Source organism: Desulfovibrio oxyclinae DSM 11498 (assembly GCF_000375485.1).
Taxonomy (GTDB): Bacteria; Desulfobacterota; Desulfovibrionia; order Desulfovibrionales; family Desulfovibrionaceae; genus Pseudodesulfovibrio; species Pseudodesulfovibrio oxyclinae.
Genome location: NZ_AQXE01000002.1, coordinates 226,962 through 248,358, shown reverse-complemented (window position 1 = coordinate 248,358; position 21,397 = coordinate 226,962). Strand labels below are relative to the sequence as shown.

The 21,397-nt window shown below is 60.2% G+C and carries 15 protein-coding genes; 8 read left to right on the top strand and 7 right to left on the bottom strand.

The genetic code is table 11. From position 1 onward, the window contains the following. The first annotated feature begins 64 nt into the window (after window positions 1-64). Entirely contained in the window at window positions 65-505 is a 441-nt protein-coding gene (locus B149_RS0103795) for a glycine zipper domain-containing protein (RefSeq protein WP_018123837.1), read from the top strand. A 92-nt stretch (window positions 506-597) separates the two neighbouring features. After that, entirely contained in the window at window positions 598-1,380 is a 783-nt protein-coding gene (locus tag B149_RS0103790) for a substrate-binding periplasmic protein (RefSeq protein ID WP_018123836.1), read from the top strand. A gap of 66 nt (window positions 1,381-1,446) precedes the next feature. On the opposite strand, the gene B149_RS0103785 is transcribed toward B149_RS0103790, so the two are convergent. The 3 genes from B149_RS0103785 to B149_RS0103775 all read right to left on the bottom strand — a co-directional run bounded on the left by B149_RS0103785 (window position 1,447) and on the right by B149_RS0103775 (window position 5,033). Next, window positions 1,447-2,220 (bottom strand): septal ring lytic transglycosylase RlpA family protein, encoded by a 774-nt coding sequence (locus B149_RS0103785; RefSeq protein WP_018123835.1) that lies wholly within the window; start codon window positions 2,218-2,220, stop codon window positions 1,447-1,449. Window positions 2,221-2,365: 145 nt separating this feature from the next. After that, the gene (gene aspA, locus B149_RS0103780; RefSeq protein WP_018123834.1) at window positions 2,366-3,778 is read right to left on the bottom strand and encodes an aspartate ammonia-lyase; all 1,413 of its coding nucleotides are present in this window, start codon (window positions 3,776-3,778) and stop codon (window positions 2,366-2,368) included. 25 nt (window positions 3,779-3,803) lie between these two features. Beyond that, window positions 3,804-5,033, bottom strand: a complete 1,230-nt coding sequence (locus B149_RS0103775) for an aromatic amino acid transport family protein (protein WP_018123833.1) — start codon at window positions 5,031-5,033, stop codon at window positions 3,804-3,806. 258 nt (window positions 5,034-5,291) lie between these two features. Between B149_RS0103775 and typA the strand changes: the two genes are divergently transcribed. The 3 genes from typA (at window position 5,292) to B149_RS0103760 (ending at window position 9,288) form a co-directional block, all read left to right on the top strand. Further along, on the top strand, window positions 5,292-7,133 hold the full coding sequence (gene typA / locus B149_RS0103770; RefSeq protein WP_018123832.1) for a translational GTPase TypA: 1,842 nt from the start codon (window positions 5,292-5,294) through the stop codon (window positions 7,131-7,133). 145 nt (window positions 7,134-7,278) lie between these two features. Further along, on the top strand, window positions 7,279-7,629 hold the full coding sequence (locus tag B149_RS0103765) for a hypothetical protein (protein ID WP_018123831.1): 351 nt from the start codon (window positions 7,279-7,281) through the stop codon (window positions 7,627-7,629). Between the two features lie 12 nt (window positions 7,630-7,641). Further along, window positions 7,642-9,288, top strand: coding sequence for an FAD-dependent oxidoreductase (locus B149_RS0103760; RefSeq protein ID WP_018123830.1), 1,647 nt, complete (start codon window positions 7,642-7,644; stop codon window positions 9,286-9,288). A gap of 46 nt (window positions 9,289-9,334) precedes the next feature. On the opposite strand, the gene B149_RS16345 is transcribed toward B149_RS0103760, so the two are convergent. Further along, window positions 9,335-11,731, bottom strand: a complete 2,397-nt coding sequence (locus B149_RS16345) for a hybrid sensor histidine kinase/response regulator (RefSeq protein ID WP_018123829.1) — start codon at window positions 11,729-11,731, stop codon at window positions 9,335-9,337. Between the two features lie 231 nt (window positions 11,732-11,962). Further along, window positions 11,963-12,778 carry a nitroreductase family protein gene (locus B149_RS0103750; protein ID WP_018123828.1) on the bottom strand — a complete coding sequence of 272 codons (816 nt, stop codon included), beginning with the start codon at window positions 12,776-12,778 and terminating at the stop codon, window positions 11,963-11,965. Window positions 12,779-12,954: 176 nt separating this feature from the next. On the opposite strand from B149_RS0103750, the gene B149_RS0103745 reads away from it, so the two are divergent. Then, complete coding sequence (locus B149_RS0103745; protein WP_018123827.1) at window positions 12,955-14,718, top strand: glutamine--tRNA ligase/YqeY domain fusion protein; 1,764 nt, start codon at window positions 12,955-12,957, stop codon at window positions 14,716-14,718. A gap of 83 nt (window positions 14,719-14,801) precedes the next feature. On the opposite strand, the gene B149_RS0103740 is transcribed toward B149_RS0103745, so the two are convergent. Next, the gene (locus tag B149_RS0103740; RefSeq protein ID WP_018123826.1) at window positions 14,802-15,008 is read right to left on the bottom strand and encodes a hypothetical protein; all 207 of its coding nucleotides are present in this window, start codon (window positions 15,006-15,008) and stop codon (window positions 14,802-14,804) included. A 136-nt stretch (window positions 15,009-15,144) separates the two neighbouring features. On the opposite strand from B149_RS0103740, the gene msrB reads away from it, so the two are divergent. Further along, window positions 15,145-16,266 (top strand): peptide-methionine (R)-S-oxide reductase MsrB, encoded by a 1,122-nt coding sequence (gene msrB, locus B149_RS0103735; RefSeq protein WP_018123825.1) that lies wholly within the window; start codon window positions 15,145-15,147, stop codon window positions 16,264-16,266. An 841-nt stretch (window positions 16,267-17,107) separates the two neighbouring features. Here msrB and B149_RS0103730 read toward each other — a convergent pair. Further along, complete coding sequence (locus B149_RS0103730) at window positions 17,108-19,387, bottom strand: cysteine synthase (RefSeq protein ID WP_018123824.1); 2,280 nt, start codon at window positions 19,385-19,387, stop codon at window positions 17,108-17,110. A 175-nt stretch (window positions 19,388-19,562) separates the two neighbouring features. On the opposite strand from B149_RS0103730, the gene B149_RS0103725 reads away from it, so the two are divergent. Beyond that, window positions 19,563-21,326 (top strand): motility associated factor glycosyltransferase family protein, encoded by a 1,764-nt coding sequence (locus B149_RS0103725; protein WP_018123823.1) that lies wholly within the window; start codon window positions 19,563-19,565, stop codon window positions 21,324-21,326. The last annotated feature ends 71 nt before the right edge of the window (window positions 21,327-21,397 follow it).

The following is a 21,397-nucleotide window of genomic DNA, read 5'->3' as shown; positions in this document are numbered from 1 at the left end:
GATGACAGGCCGACGGCGATTGGCTACAGTATATTCAAATCCCAAACAACACGCAGGAGAACGTATGCGCAAAGCACTGGTAATCATCATGCTGACAACCTTTCTGGCCGCAGGCTACGGTTGCGCGAACAAGGCCCAGTCCGGGGCCGGACTCGGCGCAATGGCCGGTGCGACCATCGGCGCCCTGACCTTCAAGAACAAGGTCTCTGGAGCCGCCATCGGAGCGGGCGTCGGGCTCCTGATGGGCTACATCGTCGGCAACGAGTGGGACAAGCACGACGAACAGCAGGTCCAGCAGACGCTTGAGACCGGCAAATCCCATCAGACCCATAGTTGGGTCAACCCCGACACCGGCGCGCAGTATTCCGCCACTCCTTCCCCGCCGTACATGGAAAACGACCGGGTCTACCGCGACGTGGTCATCAGCGAAAGCGGGCCGGACGGAGACAAGGTCATGGCCAAGGCCTACCGCGACTCCAACGGCGAATGGCGGCTTAAGCAGTAGCATCATCGGCCGGGTTCTTCCGAGGACGAACCCGGCCTTTACAGCCACGGACCGTCCCGAGACAACCCAATTGCAGGGAGTCAGCAGACGCCATGGGCACCTTTCACTTTACCCGGCTCCTGAGAACCTCAGTTGCCCTTTTCATGCTGGTGGCCCTGCCTGCTCTGCCCGGCACCTCGCTCGCGGCAGACGATACCATCGATTTTTTCCTGCCCGACACCGACTGGCCGCCCTACATCACCGGCACCCCGAACGCGGCAGGACGCGGCGTGCTGGTGGACGTCCTCGCCGAAGCGGCAGCGCCACTCGGACTCAGCGTCGAAGTGCGCCAACTGCCTGACAAGCGCGGCTGGATCATGCTGCGAAGCGGCGAAGTGGACGCCCACGCCAAAGCCATCGAATGGACGCACGCCCCGGAGCAGTACCTCTGGACAATACCCTTCCTTCAGTCCGTCGATGTTTTGCTGACGCACAAACAGAACGATTTCGACTATGACGGCCCGGACGACCTGATGGGTAAGCGCGTGGCGGTCATAGACAGCTTCGTCTACCCTGACCTCGAACCGCTTTTCCAGCAGGGACTGGTCCGCCGGGTAAACGCTACGCACCCCGGCCAGATGCTCAGCCTCGTCCGCGAAGGCCGCGCCGACGCCGCCGTGGTCAACTATCGGGAGACGTTGTGGATGTTCAAGCAGAACCCGGACCTCGCTCACGAACCTTTCAGACTCCACTCGGAACCCGTCGGCAGTGCATGGTACCGATACCTCTTCCACCGCAGCGAGCGCTGGGAACCGGTGGTGGAGCGAATCAGCGAAGAGCTGGAAGCCATGCGGCAGGACGGAAGACTTGAAGCAATTCTTCGTCACTATCGCTGACCCCCGCAAATAAAAAAACGACCGGATTCTCATCCGGCCGTTTCTTCATTTTCTCACAACTCGATTTCAACTGGTGATGTAGCTGGAAGGGAACTGCCGCTGCAACTTGCGCAGGACGCGTTCTGCCTGTCTGCGATCCGAGAACGTGCCGGCCTGCACCACGTGCAGCGTGCGTCCGTTATTGCGGATGGTGGCAATGCGTGCCCCGCGGTGGCCGCTTCGGCGCAGCTCGCGATGCGTGCGCACGGCGTTGTTCCTGTTGGCAAAGGCGCCCACGCGGACCTGATAGGCCTTGTTGGAAGAAGCCATGGTGACGGTGGGAGAAGGAGCGGTGCCGATGGCCTTTACACGGACCTTGGCGGTGCCCTTCTGCACGATGTCCAGCCGTCTGGCCGCTCCGTAGGAAAGATCGATGATGCGACCACGCACGAACGGTCCCCGGTCGTTGATCACAAGTACCACGTCCCGGCCGTTTTCGAGGTTGGTCACATGGACCCGCGTGCCGAGGGGAAGCGTCTTGTGCGCGGCGGAAACGCCGTACATGTCGTAAATTTCGCCGTTGGCGGTCTTGCGGCCGTGGAAATCGCTGCCGTACCATGACGCCGTCCCGACAGTGTCGTATCCCGCCGCGGTCTGGAGAGGGTAATACCTCTTCCCGGCGATGGTGTACGGCTTGGTCTTGCCGCTGCGGTCCACCGCGCCGCCGCTCTTGCCGGAGCGGTACCCTCCGCCCGAGGAATAAATATGCTGCGGGAACGGATTGAGCTTGTTCAGGCTGGCGCAACCCGAAAGCAGCATCAACGCAACCATGGTCGAAACGAGAATAATGAAACGGCGCATCCCTGGCCTCCTTTGCTCCCTGCCCTTCCCTGGGCCGGGCCGACGGTTTTCCGACGCTTTTCCTTAAAGATGCCCTTTTACTACAAAAGCCGTACCACTTTCGAACAAACGTCCGCCGCCGAAACCGCAAAGCCCATTAACTCAATCACTTACGGCAGAAATACCGCGGCTTGGTCATGTTGTCCGGGTGCAGGATATCCTCCAATTCCTCCTGTGTAAGGTACCCTTTTTCCAGCACGATGTCATAAACCGAACGCCCTGACGCAAGGGCCTCCTTGGCAATCTCCGTCGATTTTTCATACCCGATGAACGGATTGAGGGCCGTGACCAGCCCGATGGAATGCTCCACCATCTCCCGGCAACGCTCTTCGTTGGCGGTGATGCCCTTGATGCAGCGGTCCGCCAGCGTCAGGCAGGCACGGCGGAGAATCGAGAGCGACTCGAACAGACTGTGGCCGAGCACCGGCTCCATGACGTTGAGCTCCAGCTGACCGCCTTCGGCCGCCATGGTCACGGTCAGGTCGTTGCCAATGACGCGAAACGCCACCTGATTGACCACCTCCGGAATAACCGGGTTCACCTTGCCCGGCATGATGGAGGACCCCGGCGCCATGGGCGGCAGATTGATCTCGTTGAGCCCGCAGCGCGGGCCGCTGGAGAGCAGTCGCAGATCGTTGCATATCTTGGAAAGCTTGACCGTCACGCGCTTGAGCACGCCCGAAAGCTGCACGTAGGCTCCCGTATCCTGCGTGGCTTCCACGAGGTTGGCCGAGCAGACCAGCGGCAGCGACGTCAACGCCGTCAGCTTCTCCAGCACGGTACGCGCATAATCGGGGTGCGCGTTCAGGCCGGTGCCGATGGCGGTGGCCCCCATGTTGATCTCGTGCACCAGATGCCGCGCCTCGCGCAGCCGTTCGATATCCTCGCCGATCATGGTGGCCCATGCGTCGAATTCCTGACCGAGGGTCATGGGCACCGCGTCCTGAAGCTGGGTGCGACCCATCTTGAGCACGTGGCCGAACTCCTTGCCTTTCCCGGCAAAGGCATCCTTGAGGTAGTCCATGGCCTCCATGAGGTCCTGAATCTCAAGAATCAGCGCAAGTCGCAGCGCGGTTGGGTACACGTCATTGGTGGACTGTGACATGTTCACGTGGTTGTTGGGGTGAACAATGTCATACCGGCCCTTTTCATACCCGAGAATTTCCAGTGCGCGGTTGCAGATGACCTCGTTGGCGTTCATGTTGGTCGACGTTCCGGCCCCGCCCTGAATCACGTCCACCACGAACTGGTCGTGCAGCTTGCCGCCCACGATTTCCTCTCCGGCCTTGAAGATGGCCCGGGCTATCTGCTCGTCCAGAAGCCCCAGCGAGGAGTTGGCCTCGGCGCAGGCCATCTTGATGTAGGCCAGCGCGCGCAAAAGGCGCGGATGGTGCGAAATGGGTATGTCGGTAATGGGATAATTCTGCATGGCCCGCAGCGTCTGGCAACCGTAATAGGCGTCGCAGGGGACTTCCAGCTGTCCGATGCAGTCGTGTTCCAGGCGGCATTCATTGGTCATGAGCGGCACTCCTTGCTCTTCGTCGTTACGGTTGTACGTGATGCGCGGTCCAGTATTCCACGTCCGGAGAAATGTTCAGCAGGCCGAACTCCTGTCCGAGTTCGATGATCAGCACGGCGCTGAAGGCCGCCACGAGAAACAGGCCCAGCCGGTGCCGGAAGCTCCCTTTCGAGAAATAGCGTACCAGCAGGAATCCGGGAAGTATGCCGAACAGCAGGTTCTCCCCGAGCCCTCCGGCGATGTTCAGGGCAATCAGAAAGACATCGGGATAGAAAATGCCCACGGCCAGCGGGGGCAGAAACGCCAGCGGCCAAACCAGCTTCATGCCGGAGACGCCCAGATAGGTGCTCGTCAGGTCGCGGATGAACGACAGGAGCGCGGTACCGTTGGCCATGAAGGACGTAGTCATGGCAACCACGGAAAAGACCAGCGCGGCCTGCATGAAAACGGGCGAGGCGATCATCTCCGCCAGCGGGATGGTCGCAGGCAGATTATTCCGAAAGGCGTACACCACCGAATCGTCCGCGCCGCTCAGCGGCAGCGCGAGACACACGACCACCACCCAGACGATGTTCATGAAAAGCCCCAGCGACGTGCCGCCGATGATGGCCGTGCGTATGGCCCGGCGGTCCTGTTTCAGCGTGCGGCAGATGGTGGGGATGATATTGTGAAAATGAAAGGCCGTGATGAGCACCGGCAGTCCTGACGGCAGGAATCCCCAGTCCGAGAAGCCGAGATTCGTCGCGCTCATGGTCGGGACGGTCATGAACACCAGCATGGCGAACGTGCCCCACATGAGCAGCATGAGCACGGCGTTTCCGCGCGCCATGACCACCGCGCCGAAGCTCGTCATGAGCGTGGCGAAGGCGAAGTAGCCAACTGTGGTCACCCAGCCGGGCAGGTCGATGTGGAAAAGATGATTGATGATGGAGGCCACGCCCGCGAGGTAGGCCACCAGAACGCCATAAAGAATAATGAGGTTGGCGACGATGCTGATCCACTTACCCGCCGTGCCGAGCTCCGAGCCGAAAAAACTCGGCAGATCCGCGGTTTCGCTCTGCACCAGGCTTTTCTGTTCGGAATATATGATCGCGGTGGTGGTCATGAGCAGCCACATGAGGACGATGCCCGAAAGAGCCGGGAGCACGCCCGCCGGTCCAAGATTCACCGGCAGCGCCAGAATGCCCGCGCCGACCATGTTCCCCGTCACCACAAGCGCACTGGTGATCACCGCCTGCCGACTCGCTATCGCCATGACTCCCCCTTTTTTGCAACAGGCTCCGCCCCCCGACGAGACCTGTCCTTCTCTATCATTTTTGCAAACAAAAAGCGAAGACTGCGGCCGACAGAAACGCGCACCGCCGTCCGCAAACGGGAAGTACACGGTGTCTGGATCAAAATCCTTTACGCGAAGTACATGAACAATATATTTACAACGTCCCCGATATGCCGTACCTCCAACACGCCGCCGTCCGGCGGACCAATATCTCACATCTCAGAGGCAGGAAGGCACATGAAGGACCTCGTGCGTAACGACAATTTAAGGAATATCGCCATCATCGCCCACGTTGACCACGGCAAGACAACACTGGTCGACGGCATGTTCAGGCAGTCCGGACTGTTCCGCGAAGGACAGGAAGTGGACGAACGCATCATGGACAGCATGGACCTCGAACGCGAGCGCGGCATCACCATCGCCGCCAAGAACTGTTCGGTCCACTGGAAAGACACCAAGATCAACATCATCGATCCCCCCGGCCACGCCGACTTCGGCGGCGAGGTGGAACGCAGCCTGTCCATGGCCGACGGCGCCATCCTGCTCGTGGACGCATCCGAAGGCCCCCTGCCCCAGACCCGTTTCGTGCTCAAGAAAGCGCTGGACCGCGGCCTGAACATCATCGTGGTCATCAACAAGGTGGACCGGCAGGACGCACGCCCCGAGGAAGTGGTCAACGAAATCTATGACCTGTTCATCGACCTCGACGCCACCGAGGAACAGCTGGAATTCCCGCTGCTCTATGCCATCGGCCGCGACGGCATCGCCATGGAATCCCCGGAAGAACGCGGCGAGAACCTGCACATCCTGCTGGACCTGATCCTCAGCGAAATCCCCGGCCCGGCTTACGACGAGAACGAGCCGTTCCAGATGCTCGTCTCCGATCTTTCCTACTCCGACTATCTCGGGCGCCTCGCGGTGGGCAAGGTTCACCACGGTTCGGTCAAGGCCAACGACACGCTGGCCTGCATCGGCGAAGACGGGACGCCGGCGCGCCTCAAGGTCTCCAAACTCCAGACCTACGAAGGCCCCAAGGTCGTTCCCGCCGACAAGATCATGCCCGGCGACATCATCGTGCTCGCGGGCATCGAGGACGTGCGCATCGGCGACACCATCTGCCACGTGGAGAGCCCCAAGGCGCTTGAGCGCATCACCGTGGACGAACCCACCGTGTCCATGCGTTTCAGCATCAACACCTCCCCGCTGGCCGGGACCGAAGGCAAGCTCGTGCAGGGCACCAAGATCCGTGAACGCCTGCATCGCGAAACGCTGCTGAACGTGGCCATTCAGGTGGAGGACGCGGACGGCCGCGACGCCTTCATCGTCAAGGGCCGCGGCGAATTCCAGATGGCCATTCTGGTGGAAACCATGCGCCGCGAAGGCTTCGAGCTTTCCGTCGGTCGTCCCGAAGTCATTTTCAAGAAGGTGGACGGCCAGCTTCAGGAGCCCATCGAGCGCCTGTTCGTGGACTGCGACGAAGAGTTCACCGGCGTGGTCACGGAAAAGCTCTCCGCCCGCAAGGCGCGCATGACCAACATGGTCAACCACGGCACCGGCCGCGTGCGCATGGAGTTCTCCGTGCCGTCGCGCTCCCTCATCGGCTACCGCGACGAGTTCCTGACCGACACCAAGGGCACCGGCATCATGAACTCCTACCTCGAAGGGTACGACGACTACCGTGGCGAGTTCCCGTCCCGCCGCACCGGTTCCATCGTGAGCGACCGCTCCGGCAAGGGCGTGGCCTACGCCCTGTTCAACCTCGAACCGCGCGGCCAGCTGTTCATCACCGCGGGCGAGTCCGTTTACGAAGGCATGATCGTCGGCGAACGCAACCGCTCCGGCGACATCAACGTGAACCCCTGCAAGGAAAAGAAGCTCACCAACGTCCGCGCCTCAGGCAAGGACGACGCCGTGGTGCTGACCCCGGTCAAGCCCATGAACCTTGAGCGCGCCCTGAACTTCATCACCGAGGACGAACTGGTGGAAGTCACTCCCCAGAACATCCGTCTGCGCAAGATCACCCTCTCGGGCACCGAGCGCCATCGCATGGAAGGCCGCAAGAAGAAGGAAACCGAATAGGCTTTCTTCAAAAAGAATCCGCAAGGCTCCTCCCGAATCCGGGGGGAGCCTTTTTTTCGACAATCAAATTGCGCCCCGCCTCTTTCCCTGATCGCGCTTTTGTGCAACAATCACCGAAAATCCGGACTTTTGCACGGAGGTCGCCATGTCCAGACTCAAAGCCATATTCGACGAATGCTCATGGAGCAACAAGGTGGAAGGTTCGCTGCCGCAGGGAGAGGAAGTGCTCTACAGCTGGCACGAAAAACAGGCTGCCTTCGCGGAATCCTTTTTCGGGAACTCCGGTCGCCAGCTGCTCACCGAGGAGGACTCGGTGGTTACCAGAACGCTCTGGTACGCCAGCGACGCCAAGGGCAGGCCCACCCTCGTGGTGACCCAGAAGGAAAAGAAGATCGACGTGGAACAGGCCGCCAAGGACTTCGCCGAACTCATGAACCCGGAAAAGGTTCAGGAGTCTCTGGAGCGCGTCATGGGGTATCGGTACAAGAAACCGTAGCGGAGAAAATGGATGTCCCTTTTCAAAAACAGCAAGACCAAAGAACAGGACGAGTGGTTCCTCCCGGAAGACTCCCGCAAACATCTCACCGAACATTTTTCCAAAATGCCCGGCGAGGTACGCTTCGAGGTCTTTACCAGCGAGGAAATCAACGCGCCCTTCAACGAATACCTGATGAAGTTCGTCAAGGACCTCGGCAGGCTGAGCGACAATATTTCCTACGAGGAATTTCCACTCGAATCCGATCAGGCCCGCCGACGCGAAGTGGATGCATCCCCCACCCTGCTGGTGAACCCGGATGATTACGACATCCGCTTTCAGGGCGCACCGCTGGGTGAGGAGGGACAATCCTTCATCACGGCCATCATGCTGGCGTCCTTCGGGCAGAGCGGTCTTTCCGACGAGTCCAAGAACCTGCTGGCGGAGCTTGACGAGCCGCGCAATGTGGATGTCTTCGTCAGCCCCACCTGCCCCTACTGCCCGGGACAGGTGATCAACGCCATCAAGTGCGCCATTGAAAAACCCGGGCTGATCCGCGCACGCTGCGTGGAAACCGGGGAAAACGAGAAGCTCGCCCGTAGCCACAACGTGGGCTCCGTGCCGCTGACAGTGGTGGACGGCGGCGAACACCGTATGGACGGTCTTTTCCCCGAACAGCGATTCGTGGTGGAGCTGGTGACCAAGCAGAGCGCCGAAAATTTCGCACACAGCCATGGTGCGGCAGACACTCAGGACGTCGAAGAGGTGGACCTCGTGATCATCGGCGGCGGCCCGGCCGGGCTCACGGCGGGCATCTATGCCGAACGCGCCGGTCTCACGGCGGTGGTGCTGGAAAAGAACCTCGTGGGCGGACAGGTGGCGACCACCCCCACGGTCGAGAACTATCCCGGTTTTCCTTCGGTTCCGGGCATGCAGTTGGTGGACATCATGGCCCGTCACGCCCGGGAGTACACCACCGTGCGCGAGGGCGAGGAGGCCGTCGAGATCAAGGTGGGCCGCAACATCGAGGTCATCAGCAACATGCACCACTACGTGGCCCGCGCGCTCGTGCTGTCCACCGGGGCGGTGTACCGCAAGCTGGGCGTTCCCGGCGAGGACGAATACTGGGGCAAGGGCGTCAGCTTCTGCGCCTCATGCGATGCGTTTTTGTACAAAGGCAAGAAGGCGGCGGTGGTCGGCGGAGGCAACACGGCCCTGACGGATGCCCTGCATCTCAAGAGCCTCGGCGTGGACGTGACCATCATCCACCGACGCGACAGCTTCCGGGCGCAGCAGGCGCTTGTGGATTCGGTGGAGAAGCAGGGAATCCCCGTCCTCTGGAACACCGTGGTGGAGAGCATTGAAGGCGAAGGCGAGGAACTCACCCACCTGCACGTGCGGAACGTGGCGGACGACTCGGAAACCGACATCCCGGTGAACGCCGTGTTCATGGCCATCGGGCAGGTGCCGGGCAACGATCTGGCCAGGATGATCGGCCTCAAGACCGATGATGCAGGGTTTGTGGAGGTGGATTCGAGAATGCGCACGAGCATCCCGCGCATTTACGCGGCAGGGGACATCGTGGGCGGATTGCAGCAGATCGTCACTGCCATCGGGGAAGGTTCCGTTGCCGCCATGAGCGCCTTCGAGGACCTTTCCTCGCCGTACTGGAAAAAGTAGCCACCGCACGCAACCAGGGCGGCCTTCCATTCATTGGGGACCGGGCCTATTTCGCCATGACGGCGTCTACGGCCCGGACCAGCTCCATGGCTCCGACTGGCTTGGAGAGATAGTCGTTCATCCCTTCGCCCAGCAACCGTTCACGGTCGCCCGCCATGGCGTGCGCCGTCAGGGCGATGATCGGTATCTCCGAAGACGCGGCGGTTCGTCCCTCGCGGATTCTGCGCAAGGCTTCCACGCCGTCCATCACCGGCATCTGGACATCCATCAGCACACAGTCCACTTCGGGGTCTGCATTGAGGATATCCAACGCTTCCTTGCCGTTTTCGGCACAGAGCACGGCGTGTCCTTCCTTTTCGAGCATCCTTCTGGCCGTGAGACGATTCACGCGCTCGTCCTCCACAAGAAGGACCTTCCTGGCATTGCGAGCCGTCTTTTTCTTGGGGCGGTTCCCGGCTGCTACGTCCTTCTCCGGATCATTCACCTTCAAGCGCACAGTAAAGACGACCGTGGTCCCGGCCCCCTCCTCGGTATCCACCGTGAGCGTCCCGTCCATGAGCTGCACCAGCCTGCGGACTATGCTCAGGCCAAGCCCACTGCCCTGATACGTCCGGGTGAACGAGCCATCAGCCTGCGTGAAGGTCTCGAAAACCTTGGGGACCTCCCATGGCCGCATGCCGATGCCGGTGTCCTTCACGCTGACCCAGAGCAAAGGCCCCTTGGCATCCTGCACCATACCCGCATCAACGGAGATGCCGCCCACATGCGTGAACTTCACGGCGTTGCCAATGAGGTTGAAAAGAATCTGGCGAACACGCACTTCATCTCCCAGCACCCATTCGGGCATGGGGCCGCTGGGACGAAACCGCAAACTGAGGTTCTTGTCCTGTGCCTCGCGCCGGAACAGATCCGTGGACCCCTTCACCAATTCGCGCGGATTAAAGCGGTTGCTCTCCACGCTCATGCGCCCTGCCTCCACCTTGCACAGGTCGAGGATGTCGGAGATGAGCCGCAGGAGATTGCGCCCTGAGTCGAGCGCCGTATCCACATACTCGATTTCTTCCGCCTGACGCACGGTTTGCCGCAAAAGCTGGAGCATACCCAGCACACCGTTCAGGGGCGTTCGTATCTCGTGGCTCATATTGGCCAGAAATTCGCTTTTGGCCTTGTTGGCCTGCACGGCTTCGTTTCTGGCGCGCTTGAGTTCTTCTTCGGCCCGTCGTTCTTCGGTCATGTCTATGACGATGGAATAGAGAAGCCGTTTTCCCAGAACGTTGACTGGGCCGGAGAAAACATCGACTTCGCGAATCTCCCCGTTCGCGAGACGGTGCTGAAAGTGAAAGCGGCGCTTCTGTTCGGCGGAAGCCTGCGATATGCGCTCTCCAAGGGTCTCTTCCGAGAGCATGTTGATTTCGCCGATCGGCTTGCCGATGAGCTCGTTGCGGCTGTAACCGTAGAAACGGCACGCCGCGGCATTCGGCCTGACAATGGTGCCGGTGTCCGGGTCAATGAGCATCATGACGGAGGAACTGCTCAGGAAAAGCGAACGAAACATGTCCTCGCTGCTGCGAGCCCTGGCCGCGCGACGATAGTCATCGGAGACATCACGCACGAATCCGTGCATCCAAATGCCGTGATCCTTGGAATCATGCTCCATCAGCGCCCTAACCTGAACATGCCGCTCCACACCATCATAGCCTATCATGCCGAACCGGACGTCCATCCCGTGTCCGTTACGAATACAGTTCAGAAAGCTCTTTTCGACCATGTCCCGATCCGACTCATGGACCAGCCGTATCAACTCGTCCTTCCCCACCGGCCCTGAGCCCTTGTCAAATCCCGTTATGTTATACACCTCGTCCGACCAGTACTTTTCGCCAGTTTCGAGATTGACGCTCCAGCTTCCTATACCGCCGAGTTCCCTTGCGGTATCGAACTGCGCTTCGCGACGGCGAAGCTCCATGTCCTTCTGAATCAGATCCGCGTTCAGTTCTTCCAGTTCCCGCACTCCGGAACAAATCCTTTCACGACCATTCTCCCCTTCCTCTGATGGAACGTAATCCTCTCGCGGCTGCATGCCGGCCACCACGAAACGACCAGCTTCGGTTTCGAGCAATCCCGCACGAACCTCCACAGCCACTCGCGCTCCGGAAGCCATTAGATGTATGGTTTCAAAACTTCTCGACTTAGCTGCTCTGAACCGTGTGGAAAGCGGCGGCACGGCCGAACGGACTTCCGGCGCATCCAGATCGTTGACCGTCATCTTCTTCAACGCATCATCTGAATAACCGTACTTTTCAATGAATGCCCGGTTCACGACCTCAATAAAGCCCCTGCTGCCGTCAGGCTCTACCCTGTAACAGAGCATGGGTGTCAGGCTTATGAAAAAGGCGCTTCCCAGAAGGGGTTCCCACGCCACGCGCGCATCAGCCAACCTATCCATTCGCGCTACTCCCTGATATTTGTCATTGGAACACAGTCTAGCTCCATGGAATGAATGAACGAATGATTTTCCGCCCTCAATACGGATATTTTTTAATGAAACAGCCAAGAGGATGCTGCGCGAGCAATTTCAAGGAAAGTGTATGCCCAAAAGCATACAATCTGTTTTCCAATAAAAAAACGGGCCGCCCCGCAAGGACGACCCGTTTTCCGTTACTTCATTCGGCCGAGACTACAGCCAGCGGACCGAGGCCGGACGCCTCGGCGGCACCGAACCGTAGCGGACCTTGGGCTTGCCGAGCATCAGCACGCCGTGCACGGCATGGTCTTCAGGGACGCCCAGCAGTTCTCGCAGCGGCGCATGAGCATCGCAGGCGAACTTGACCAGCCCACCCCAGCAGGCACCAAGGCCATGGGCGTGGGCCGCCAGTTCAAGATAGGTCAGCGCGACCACGGCATCCTCCTGCGGCGTCGGGCCGTTCAAGGGCGCATGGCAGACCGCCAACGCCGGAGCGCCGCGACAGATGAGGTCGCGTCCCCTGCGCCAGTACCGCAGGATGCCGGGCAGGAAGTATTCTCTGGATTTCTCGGAACGCGCCTTGACTTCAATGTCCATCCATTCGGCCACGGACTCGCAGACGGCCTCGACCTTCTCACGGCTTTCGGCCACGCTCCATCCCACGGGACGGGCGTTGTGGCCGGAGGGCGCATACTCTGTCACGTTCAACAGGTGCGAAAGAAGCTCGCGGTCCACGGGCTTGTCCGAGTACTCGCGCACCGAACGGCGGGTCTGCATCAGCAGCTCGGCCTGTTCCGGCGAGGGCAGCTCCTTTTTGGAGACCCGACGCGCCTCACCAAAGCCGGTGAGCTGAAGCGCCCCCTTGGGGCACACGGCCATGCAGTGCCCGCAGGCGATGCAGCGAGAGGCGGTACGGCCATTCTCCACGGGCAGTCCGCCCTTTTCCCAGTCGATGCACGACACGGGACATTCCCTTGCGCACAGGCCGTCGCGTGCGCAAAGTGATTCATCTATGACGAAAAGCGACATGTGTTGTCTCCTTGCAATTTGATCGGTGCTCCCCCTACCTCTTTCGTCCGAGGTTCGCAACCCGCATGAGCATTGACCAACCGGGGCTTTTCCCGTATCCGTGTTCCAACGGAATCACCCCGCTGCACAGCGGTTTCTCAAGATATTTCCAGTGCACGCACAGCTTAGGAGAGCGCATGAGCAACAAGCCCGAAGCACCTGAGAAAGGCAAGGACTTCGTCCGCCAGATCATCGACAAGGATCTCGAAAACGGCAAGTACGGCGACCGGGTCGTTACCCGCTTTCCACCGGAGCCGAACGGCTACCTCCATATTGGGCACGCCAAATCCATCTGTCTCAATTTCGGCATCGCCCGCGACTACGACGGACAATGCAACCTGCGCTTCGACGACACCAACCCGGTGAAGGAAGACACGGAGTACGTGGATTCCATCAAGGAAGACGTCCGCTGGCTCGGCTTCGACTGGGGCGAGAATCAGTTCTACGCGTCCGACTATTTCGAGCGCTTCTACGCCGTGGCCGAGCTCTTCATCCGCGCCGGCAAGGCCTACGTGGATGACCTGTCCGCCGAGGAAATCCGCGAATACCGCGGCACCCTCAAGGAGCCCGGCAAGGAGTCTCCCTATCGCGACCGCCCCGTCGAGGAGAACCTCGACCTGTTCCGCCGCATGAAAGACGGCGAATTCGGCGACGGCGAACGCGTGCTGCGCGCCAAGATCGACATGGCCTCGCCCAACGTGGTCCTGCGCGATCCGACGCTCTACCGCATCAAGCACGCCGATCACCACCGCACCGGCGACGCATGGTGCATCTACCCCATGTACGACTTCGCCCACTGCCTGTCCGACTACTTCGAGGGCATCACCCACTCCATCTGCACGCTGGAGTTCGAGAACAACCGCCCGCTTTACGACTGGGTGCTCGACACGCTCATCGAATGCATCGGCTCCGAAACGTGCGGCGAGAACGAGACCGAAGTCTTCGGCGGCGGCGCCACCACGCAGGAGCGCCCCTATCAGTACGAATTCGCACGGCTGAACATATCCGGCACCGTGCTCTCCAAGCGCAAGCTCATCCAGCTGGTGCAGGAAGGACACGTGGACGGATGGGACGACCCGCGTATGCCCACCATCTCCGGATTCCGCCGCCGCGGCTATACCCCCGAATCCATCCGCGACTTCTGCGACCGCATCGGCGTGGCCAAGGCGGACTCCATGGTGGAATACGCCCTGCTTGAACACTGCGTACGGCAGGACCTGAACGAACGCGCCCCGCGCTATCTGGGCGTACTCGACCCCGTCAGGCTGATCATCGAAAACTATCCCGAGGACGGTGAGGACGTTTTCGAAATGCCGCTGCACCCCGAAGACGAGTCCGTCGGCACCCGCAAGGTCCCCTTCGGCCGCGAGTTGATCATCGACCGCGCGGACTTCATGGAGGACGCGCCCAAGAAATACTTCCGCCTGACGCCGGGCAAGGAAGTGCGGCTGCGCTTCGCCTACTATGTAACCTGCACCGGCTGCGACAAGGACGAAAACGGCATCATCACCGCCGTTCGCTGCACCTACGATCCCGCCACCCGCGGCGGCTGGTCCGACGACGGCCGCAAAGTCAAGGGCACCATTCACTGGGTCAGCGCCAAGCACGCAGCCAAGGCAGAAGTGCGGCTCTACGAAAGACTCTTCTCCGAAGACAGGCCCGGCAACCCCGGCGAAGGACGCACCTTCACCGACTGCCTCAATCCCGACTCCAAGGAAGTTCGCACCGAGTGCTTCGTTGAACCGGCGCTTGCCGACATCGAACCCGGCACCCACTTCCAGTTCGAGCGCACCGGCTACTTCATCGCCGACGCCAAGGATCACACCCCCGGCGAAAAACTGGTCTTCAACCGCACCGCCACCCTGCGCGACAGCTGGGCCAAGATCGCCAAAAAAGGCTAACCAGTCCGCACGAAAGCGAAACGAAAGCGGCCCCGCCGGGTACAATCCGGCGGGGCCGCTTCATTCGGAGCCTTCCTCGAAAGTTAGACGGATCCACGAGGGGATACCGCCGACTGTACGAGGCTGGCTTCGGCGTTGTAGGTTGCGGTGGCCTGAGTCTTGACCAGCTCGCTGGCAACGGTCGGGTCCTTGAACACCTGACGCTGCATACGCAGCTTGGCAAGTCTCTTCATCTGTTCGGCCATATCCGTACCCTGATTACTGGGTGCTGCGATAGTGGTACCTTCCATGATGGTCTCCTTGCTTTTTTACCTTGCCTTACACGTCCCATCGGACGATACGCATTTTTCTTTACCCCCGGCGTTGACTTGCGTCCGTATCCGGTTACTCTGTTATTATGGTAAATATTCTCAACTAGGAGAATTCATGAACAGATACACTGGCCTTTCCATCATTGCGGCTTTTGTTTTCCTGCTCACCGCCGGGGCTGTTTCCGCCCCAATGGCGAAACCATCGGAGGCGCGCATGCCCGGACAAGAAAGCGATCTTTCCATAGCCACCCTTGCCGGGGGCTGTTTTTGGTGCGTTGAAGCGGACATGGAAAAACTCCCCGGCGTCACCAAGGCCGTTTCAGGATACGCCGGGGGCGAAATCGAAAACCCCACCTACGAACAGGTCAGCTCGGGAAGCACCAAGCACCGAGAAGCCGTTCAGGTGCATTTCGACCCGGGCGTGATCGATTACGAGACCATCCTCCAATCGTTCTGGAGACACCACGACCCCACCGACGAAGGCGGTTCATTCGGCGACAGGGGCTTCCAGTACACCTCGGCCATATTCTATCACGACGAGGAACAGAAACGCATTGCAGAAGAGTCCATCCGAGCCTTGAACGAATCCGGCAGGTTCGACAAACCCGTCGCCACAAAAGTCCTGCCTTTCTCTACTTTCTACACGGCAGAGCAGTATCATCAGGATTATTACAAGAAGAATCCGGTCCGCTACAAAACCTACCGCTTCTTTTCCGGTCGCGACCGCTACACCGAAAACAAGTGGGAAGGCGAGGAATCCGTCAGTGTCACCAAGCCGGAGCAGCCGGAAAAAAAGGGCGAATACTCCATCCCGTCCGACGCACAGCTCAAGAAGACCCTGACCCCGCTCCAGTACGAAGTGACCCGCAAAAACGGCACCGAACCGGCCTTCAACAACGAATACTGGGACAACCACGAGCCCGGCATATACGTGGACATCATTTCAGGAGAACCGCTCTTCAGCTCCACGGACAAATTCGATTCCGGCACCGGCTGGCCAAGCTTCACCAAGCCGCTGGTGGATGAAAACGTCACCGAACACGAGGACAACTCCCTTTTCATGCGCCGCATCGAAGTACGCTCCAAACACGCCGACTCGCATCTCGGCCACGTCTTCAACGACGGCCCGGAACCAACAGGGCTTCGATACTGCCTCAACTCCGCAGCCCTGCGCTTCATCCCGGCGGACGAACTCGAAGAACAAGGTTACGGCCAGTTTTCACACCTTTTCAGGTAGGATTTAGAGTGGTTATTATAATAGCCTAAGGCGTAAAAGATCGGAGTATGTACTTGCCAAGGGCGGATTTGTACGATAGCCTGTTATCAACAAGTCGATATTCGGCTTTACCGTGCAAACCGTCGCGGGATATCCGTCCGATCCATATCCCGCCCAGGATAGCATGGCGTCATCTCCGGTGACCCTCACCCCCTCGTGGGTCACCCACAAGAAAACGGAGCCACTTCGGCGGCTCCGTTTTCTCTTGTCTCCCCCTCACGTAACGAAAGAGCCTCCGGCGGTCAGGGCGCTACCCTGCACTCGGCAAAGAGCGGCGGCCATTTGGTCCCGCTGAAGGGGCCGCCGGAGGCATTGTTGTTTTGCATGAGTTGCAGGTTTCGGCCTGTTGGCCGACCTTCTTTTTTGCTGGCGCAGAAAAAAGAAGGCAAAAACTGCGCTTTTTTGAGGGGAGCCGCAGCTCTCGGCGAGAGGCCCTATGACGCGGTCACTGCTCAGGGCGAAACGTCTGTGGCTACAGACACCACCCGGATCTGCGGGACCGGTCAAAAGAGCCTCTATGCCTCAATCGGCATTGCTTAGGTACTTTGTTGGCGGGAGTGGATGGTCTGTTGGGTTTCTAGTGGGGAGCTTGTGCACCAAAGAGCTCCTCGGGATGTAGTCTGGTTAACAGAGTTCGTCAGCCAAGAACCACAGAACATAAATCCCCGTCAGCGGGGTTGCAGCTGGGACGCGAGTTGTGCGGCCGCATTGATTCAGCAGCTGCAACCCCGCTGACAACCCAGGGATTCCAAAGGAGGCTCGCCCCTTTGGTCCGCCTGAAGGGCCCGCCGGAGGCACCGTTTTAAATCCGGTAGACTCTTGGGCCTTGGTTTGAATCTTCGACTTTGAATCCTTTGGTTGCCAGCGTGTCTCTGATTCGGTCGGACTCGGTGTAATTCTTTTCTGCTCTGGCTTTCTGGCGATCTGCCACGAGTCCTCGTACTTCTTCGGGAAGGCTTGAGAGCGGGTGCGGCAGCGCGTCATTGTCGATGATTGCGAGCACTTGGTCGGCGGAATGGAGGGCTTCGAGCAGCATTTGGGCCGTCTTTCCAGACAGTTTCCTTTCTGCCGACAGGGTGTTGACGCTTTTGGCGAAGGTGAAAAGTGCGGGCCAAAAATGATGCAGTGCCAGATCGTCGTCCATGGCTTCGCGCAGAGCGGCGTTGAGGTCAAAGACCATTTGTTCGGCGCGGTCATCGGTTTCTGTGCCGGGTGCGTCCTGCATGGTGGCGAGGGTGGCGGCGGCATCCTGAACCCGCTGCCAGTTACGGGCCCACATGCGCAGGTTTTCTTCAGTGGCGGCCAGTGGCTTGCGGTAGTGGGCCGAAAGCAGCCACATGCGGGCGGCGTGGGCGGAGCCGAGGATCTCGACGAGCTGGGTTATCCCGTCGAGGTTGCCGCTGCCGGTTCTGTTGGCGACCATCCATGCCTGCACTTCGCGTCCTGCGCTGCTCCAGATGGCGCGCAGATTTTCGAGATGCGGAAACCGGTGCGATTCGCTTCCTATGAAGATGTCGGTGCGTCCGGTGACTTCCGTGGCGCAGGCGGCGTGCTGCAGGAACCAGCTCGGCCGGACGTTGCCCCATTCGGTTTCAAGCACGTCGCCTAACTTGAGGTCCAGCAGGGTGGCTCTTTTGAGCAGGGTGAAGTCGAACGGGTTGTCCTTGACGTAGGCGTCGAGGTCAACTGTCTTGCCTGCGGAGAGATGTTCCGGGTCCTGCAGGCCGAAGGCGCCGTAGCGCGGGTCTCGGAAAATGTCGAAATAGACGCTGCGGAGTTTTTCGTAGGCCAGCCCCTTGCCGAGCATCTTGCGGCACAGGTCGAGGGCGGTACCTTCGCTGGGGCCGGTCAGGGGGAAAAGCATGGCTTCCGAGACACCGAGTTCTTTTGCTGTATCCAGAATCGTCTGGCGGGTGCGGCTGGCGAAATCGGCTCTGGATGCGTCGCGGGCTCGGGCGGCGGCGAGGGTGCGATCGTCCATGTCGGACAGACCGGCCACCGGAGTCACGTCCACGCCGCGCAGGGTCAGATGCCGAAACAGGACGTCGGCCACGAGGACGCGCCGCCATGAATCCAAACCGGCCGGATTGTCGAGGCTCGGGCCCATGGTGTAGATGCCGGTGCCCTGCTCGGTCCTGACGAGTTCCTTTCCGGCTCGGGCCACGTCGTATAAGCGCACGCCCTGGCGGGTGCGGGGAGCGAAGAGAGGGGTCGAGAGGTAACGTTCGCCGCCGTCCGGGAACAGGACCACGATAGTGCCCTGCTCCATGTCCTCGGCCAGCCGGATCGCGCCGCCAAGTGCCGCTCCGGAACTCATGCCCGCGAAGATGCCTTCTTCGGCAGCCAGTCTGCGGCAAAGGTCGAAGGCGGTCTCGTCGTCCACGCGCAGGACGGCATCCAGTTCAGACTTGTCGTAAATGCCGGGGGGATAGGACTCGTGCATGTTCTTGAGGCCCTGAATGCGGTGGCCCTCATATGGCTCGACCGCGGCCACGAACACGCCGCCCATCTCATGCAGACGACGGGCCATGCCCATGGCGGTGCCGGTCGTGCCGAGGGTGGCCACGGCGTGCGTCACTTCGCCGCCGGTCTGCTCCCATATTTCGAGGCCTGTGCCGTTGTAGTGCGCTTCGACGCAGGCAGGGTTGTTGTACTGATCGAGCAGGACGTATTTGTCAGGCTCCTCGCGAGCCATACGGTAGGCCAGCTCGATGGCTCCGTCCGTGGCGAGATGACCGGGGGTCAGCTCGATCTCCGCGCCATAGGCCCGCATGATCATCTTGCGTTCCTCGCTGGCGGTCTCGGGCATGATGAGTCGGATGGGGTAGCCCTTGACCGCGGCGACCATGGCCAGCCCGATGCCGGTGTTGCCGCTGGTGGCCTCGATGAGAATCTTGCCCGGCTGGAGCTCGCCGTTCTCTTCGGCCCGACGGATCATGGCCCACGCCACGCGGTCCTTGACCGAGCCGCCGGGATTGGCGGTTTCGAGCTTTGCCAAAATCCTGACGCGCGGATTGGGATTGAGCCGCTTGAGCTCCACGAGCGGGGTATTCCCGATAAGGCCAAGGATGCCGTTTTCCATTTTATTCCCCCGGAATAATGAACATTTCAGGCACATTCAACGCGAGCACAATAGGCCAAAATCCGGCACGGCGCAACTGGCATGCTATTTGTATTTAATGAAGCGAGTTGTGGTGACGCGTGTTGATGCTGTCAGCAGAAACACAGCCCGGCAAACGCAAGCAAAGGACCTTAGGATGATCGGATTTCCGTTTCTAAAGGACAACATAGAAGGGTTCAAGGAACTGTGCCCGCCCATGTACATGTGGCTCTCCAGCCAGAACTACGAGGCCGAGGAACTCAACCAACGGCTGTTCGAGAATTCGCACGGCATCCTCGACTGGCGGCTAGACGGTCAGGAAAAGGGCATGTTCGACGAAATGACGCCCAACGTCCTGTACCGGGACTGGATTCCGCAGAACAAGCCGCACACCAGCGCCACGCTCATCGTCGGCTGCAACGTGGGCTACGGCCTGAACCATGTGCTTTCCAATTCCCCGGATTCGCACAAGGTCATCGTTCTGGAGCCGCGCCCCGAGATGCTGCTCGCCTGCCTCGGGCAGACCGACTACCGTCCCTTCGTGCGATCCAAGAAACTGCACTTCTGCCCGCCGGATGAGAATTACCTGTACGAGATCATCAAGAATCTCGACCTGCAATTCATCTACGGCAACATTCATCTGCGCTCGGACACCGCCAGCAGACAGCTCGGCCCCGAATATGCCAAATGGGCCCGCATCTGTCGCGACAAGCTGGAAAATTTCTCGCTGGAGCTGACCACCCTGCGTTACCGTCAGGACGTCATGGTCGGCAACGAGCTGCGCAACTTCCGCCGTGCCATGAGCGAAGGTTCCCTGAAGCCAATGGAAAGCCGCGGCACGGGAGTCGGCGCTGTCATCCTCGGCGCAGGCCCGTCGCTTGCCGACAACGCCCCCGCTCTCAAGGAAGAGCGCGGCCACGCACTCTACACCACCGCCTTGCAGACCATGCCGGTGCTGCAGCGTTACGGCCTGAAGCCGGACCTGTGCATGGCGTTGGACTTCGACGGTTCCATGCGCAAAATCTACGACAGGCTCGACCCTGAGTTCGCCCGCGACGTGCCGCTCATCTACTCCACCAAGGTGGACCCGTACGTGCTTGAGCACTACCCCGGCCCCACCATCCCGCTGTGGACCGTCGGCGGCCTCGGCACGTATCTGATGAAGGGACGTGAGCTGGTTCTGGACGCGGGCGGTAACGTCTCCCTGACGCTGGCCCGGCTGCTTCGCTGGCTCGGAGTCGGCCACATCACGCTCGTTGGGCAGGATTTCGCGTGGATCAACCAGCGCTCCCATGCCGAGGGGCACCACGCCACCAACCGCAATTTCGAGTTCAATCCCGCCAAGCACCAGAAACTGCGCAACATGGACGGGCAGGAGATCATCTCCACGCCGCAGTATCTCAGCGCCAAGCGCGATCTGGAAGAAGACCTCAAGAAGGCGCCTTTCCCGGTCTACAACGTGTACGGCGGGGGCGCTCCCATCGAAGGCAGCCGCAGGATGACGCTTCAGGAGGCATGGGCGCAGGGCGCGTTCTCGTCCGCCCCCGGCTCGGTGGAACGTTTCATGGACGAGCTTTACCAGTGCCGCACCATGAACCACACCATGCAGATCCGGCCCGAGAGCCATCAGTGGTCCAATTCACTCAGGCACATCGAAAAACGGCTCGGCAAGCTCTTCCGCAACTGCAACAACAATCAGCAGGAGATTCACAAGGCGCTTCAGGAAGTGGATTTCTTCGTGAAGCAAAACCCCGTGTATCTGCCGTATCTCTTCAACGAGACGCTGAACCTCGCAGGGCTGACCCGCGCCAAGGCGAAGTACGAACCTCGCGACTTCGGCGAGTTCAAACGCATCTCCAAATCCATCATCAAAAAGGTGCGCGAAGTAGACCGCTTCGTCTGCGACACACAGGCCGCGTAACCATCCAGCTTGATACGCGAAACCCCCGGCACGGAACGTCTCCTGCCGGGGTTTCGCCCTTTGCATCTTGA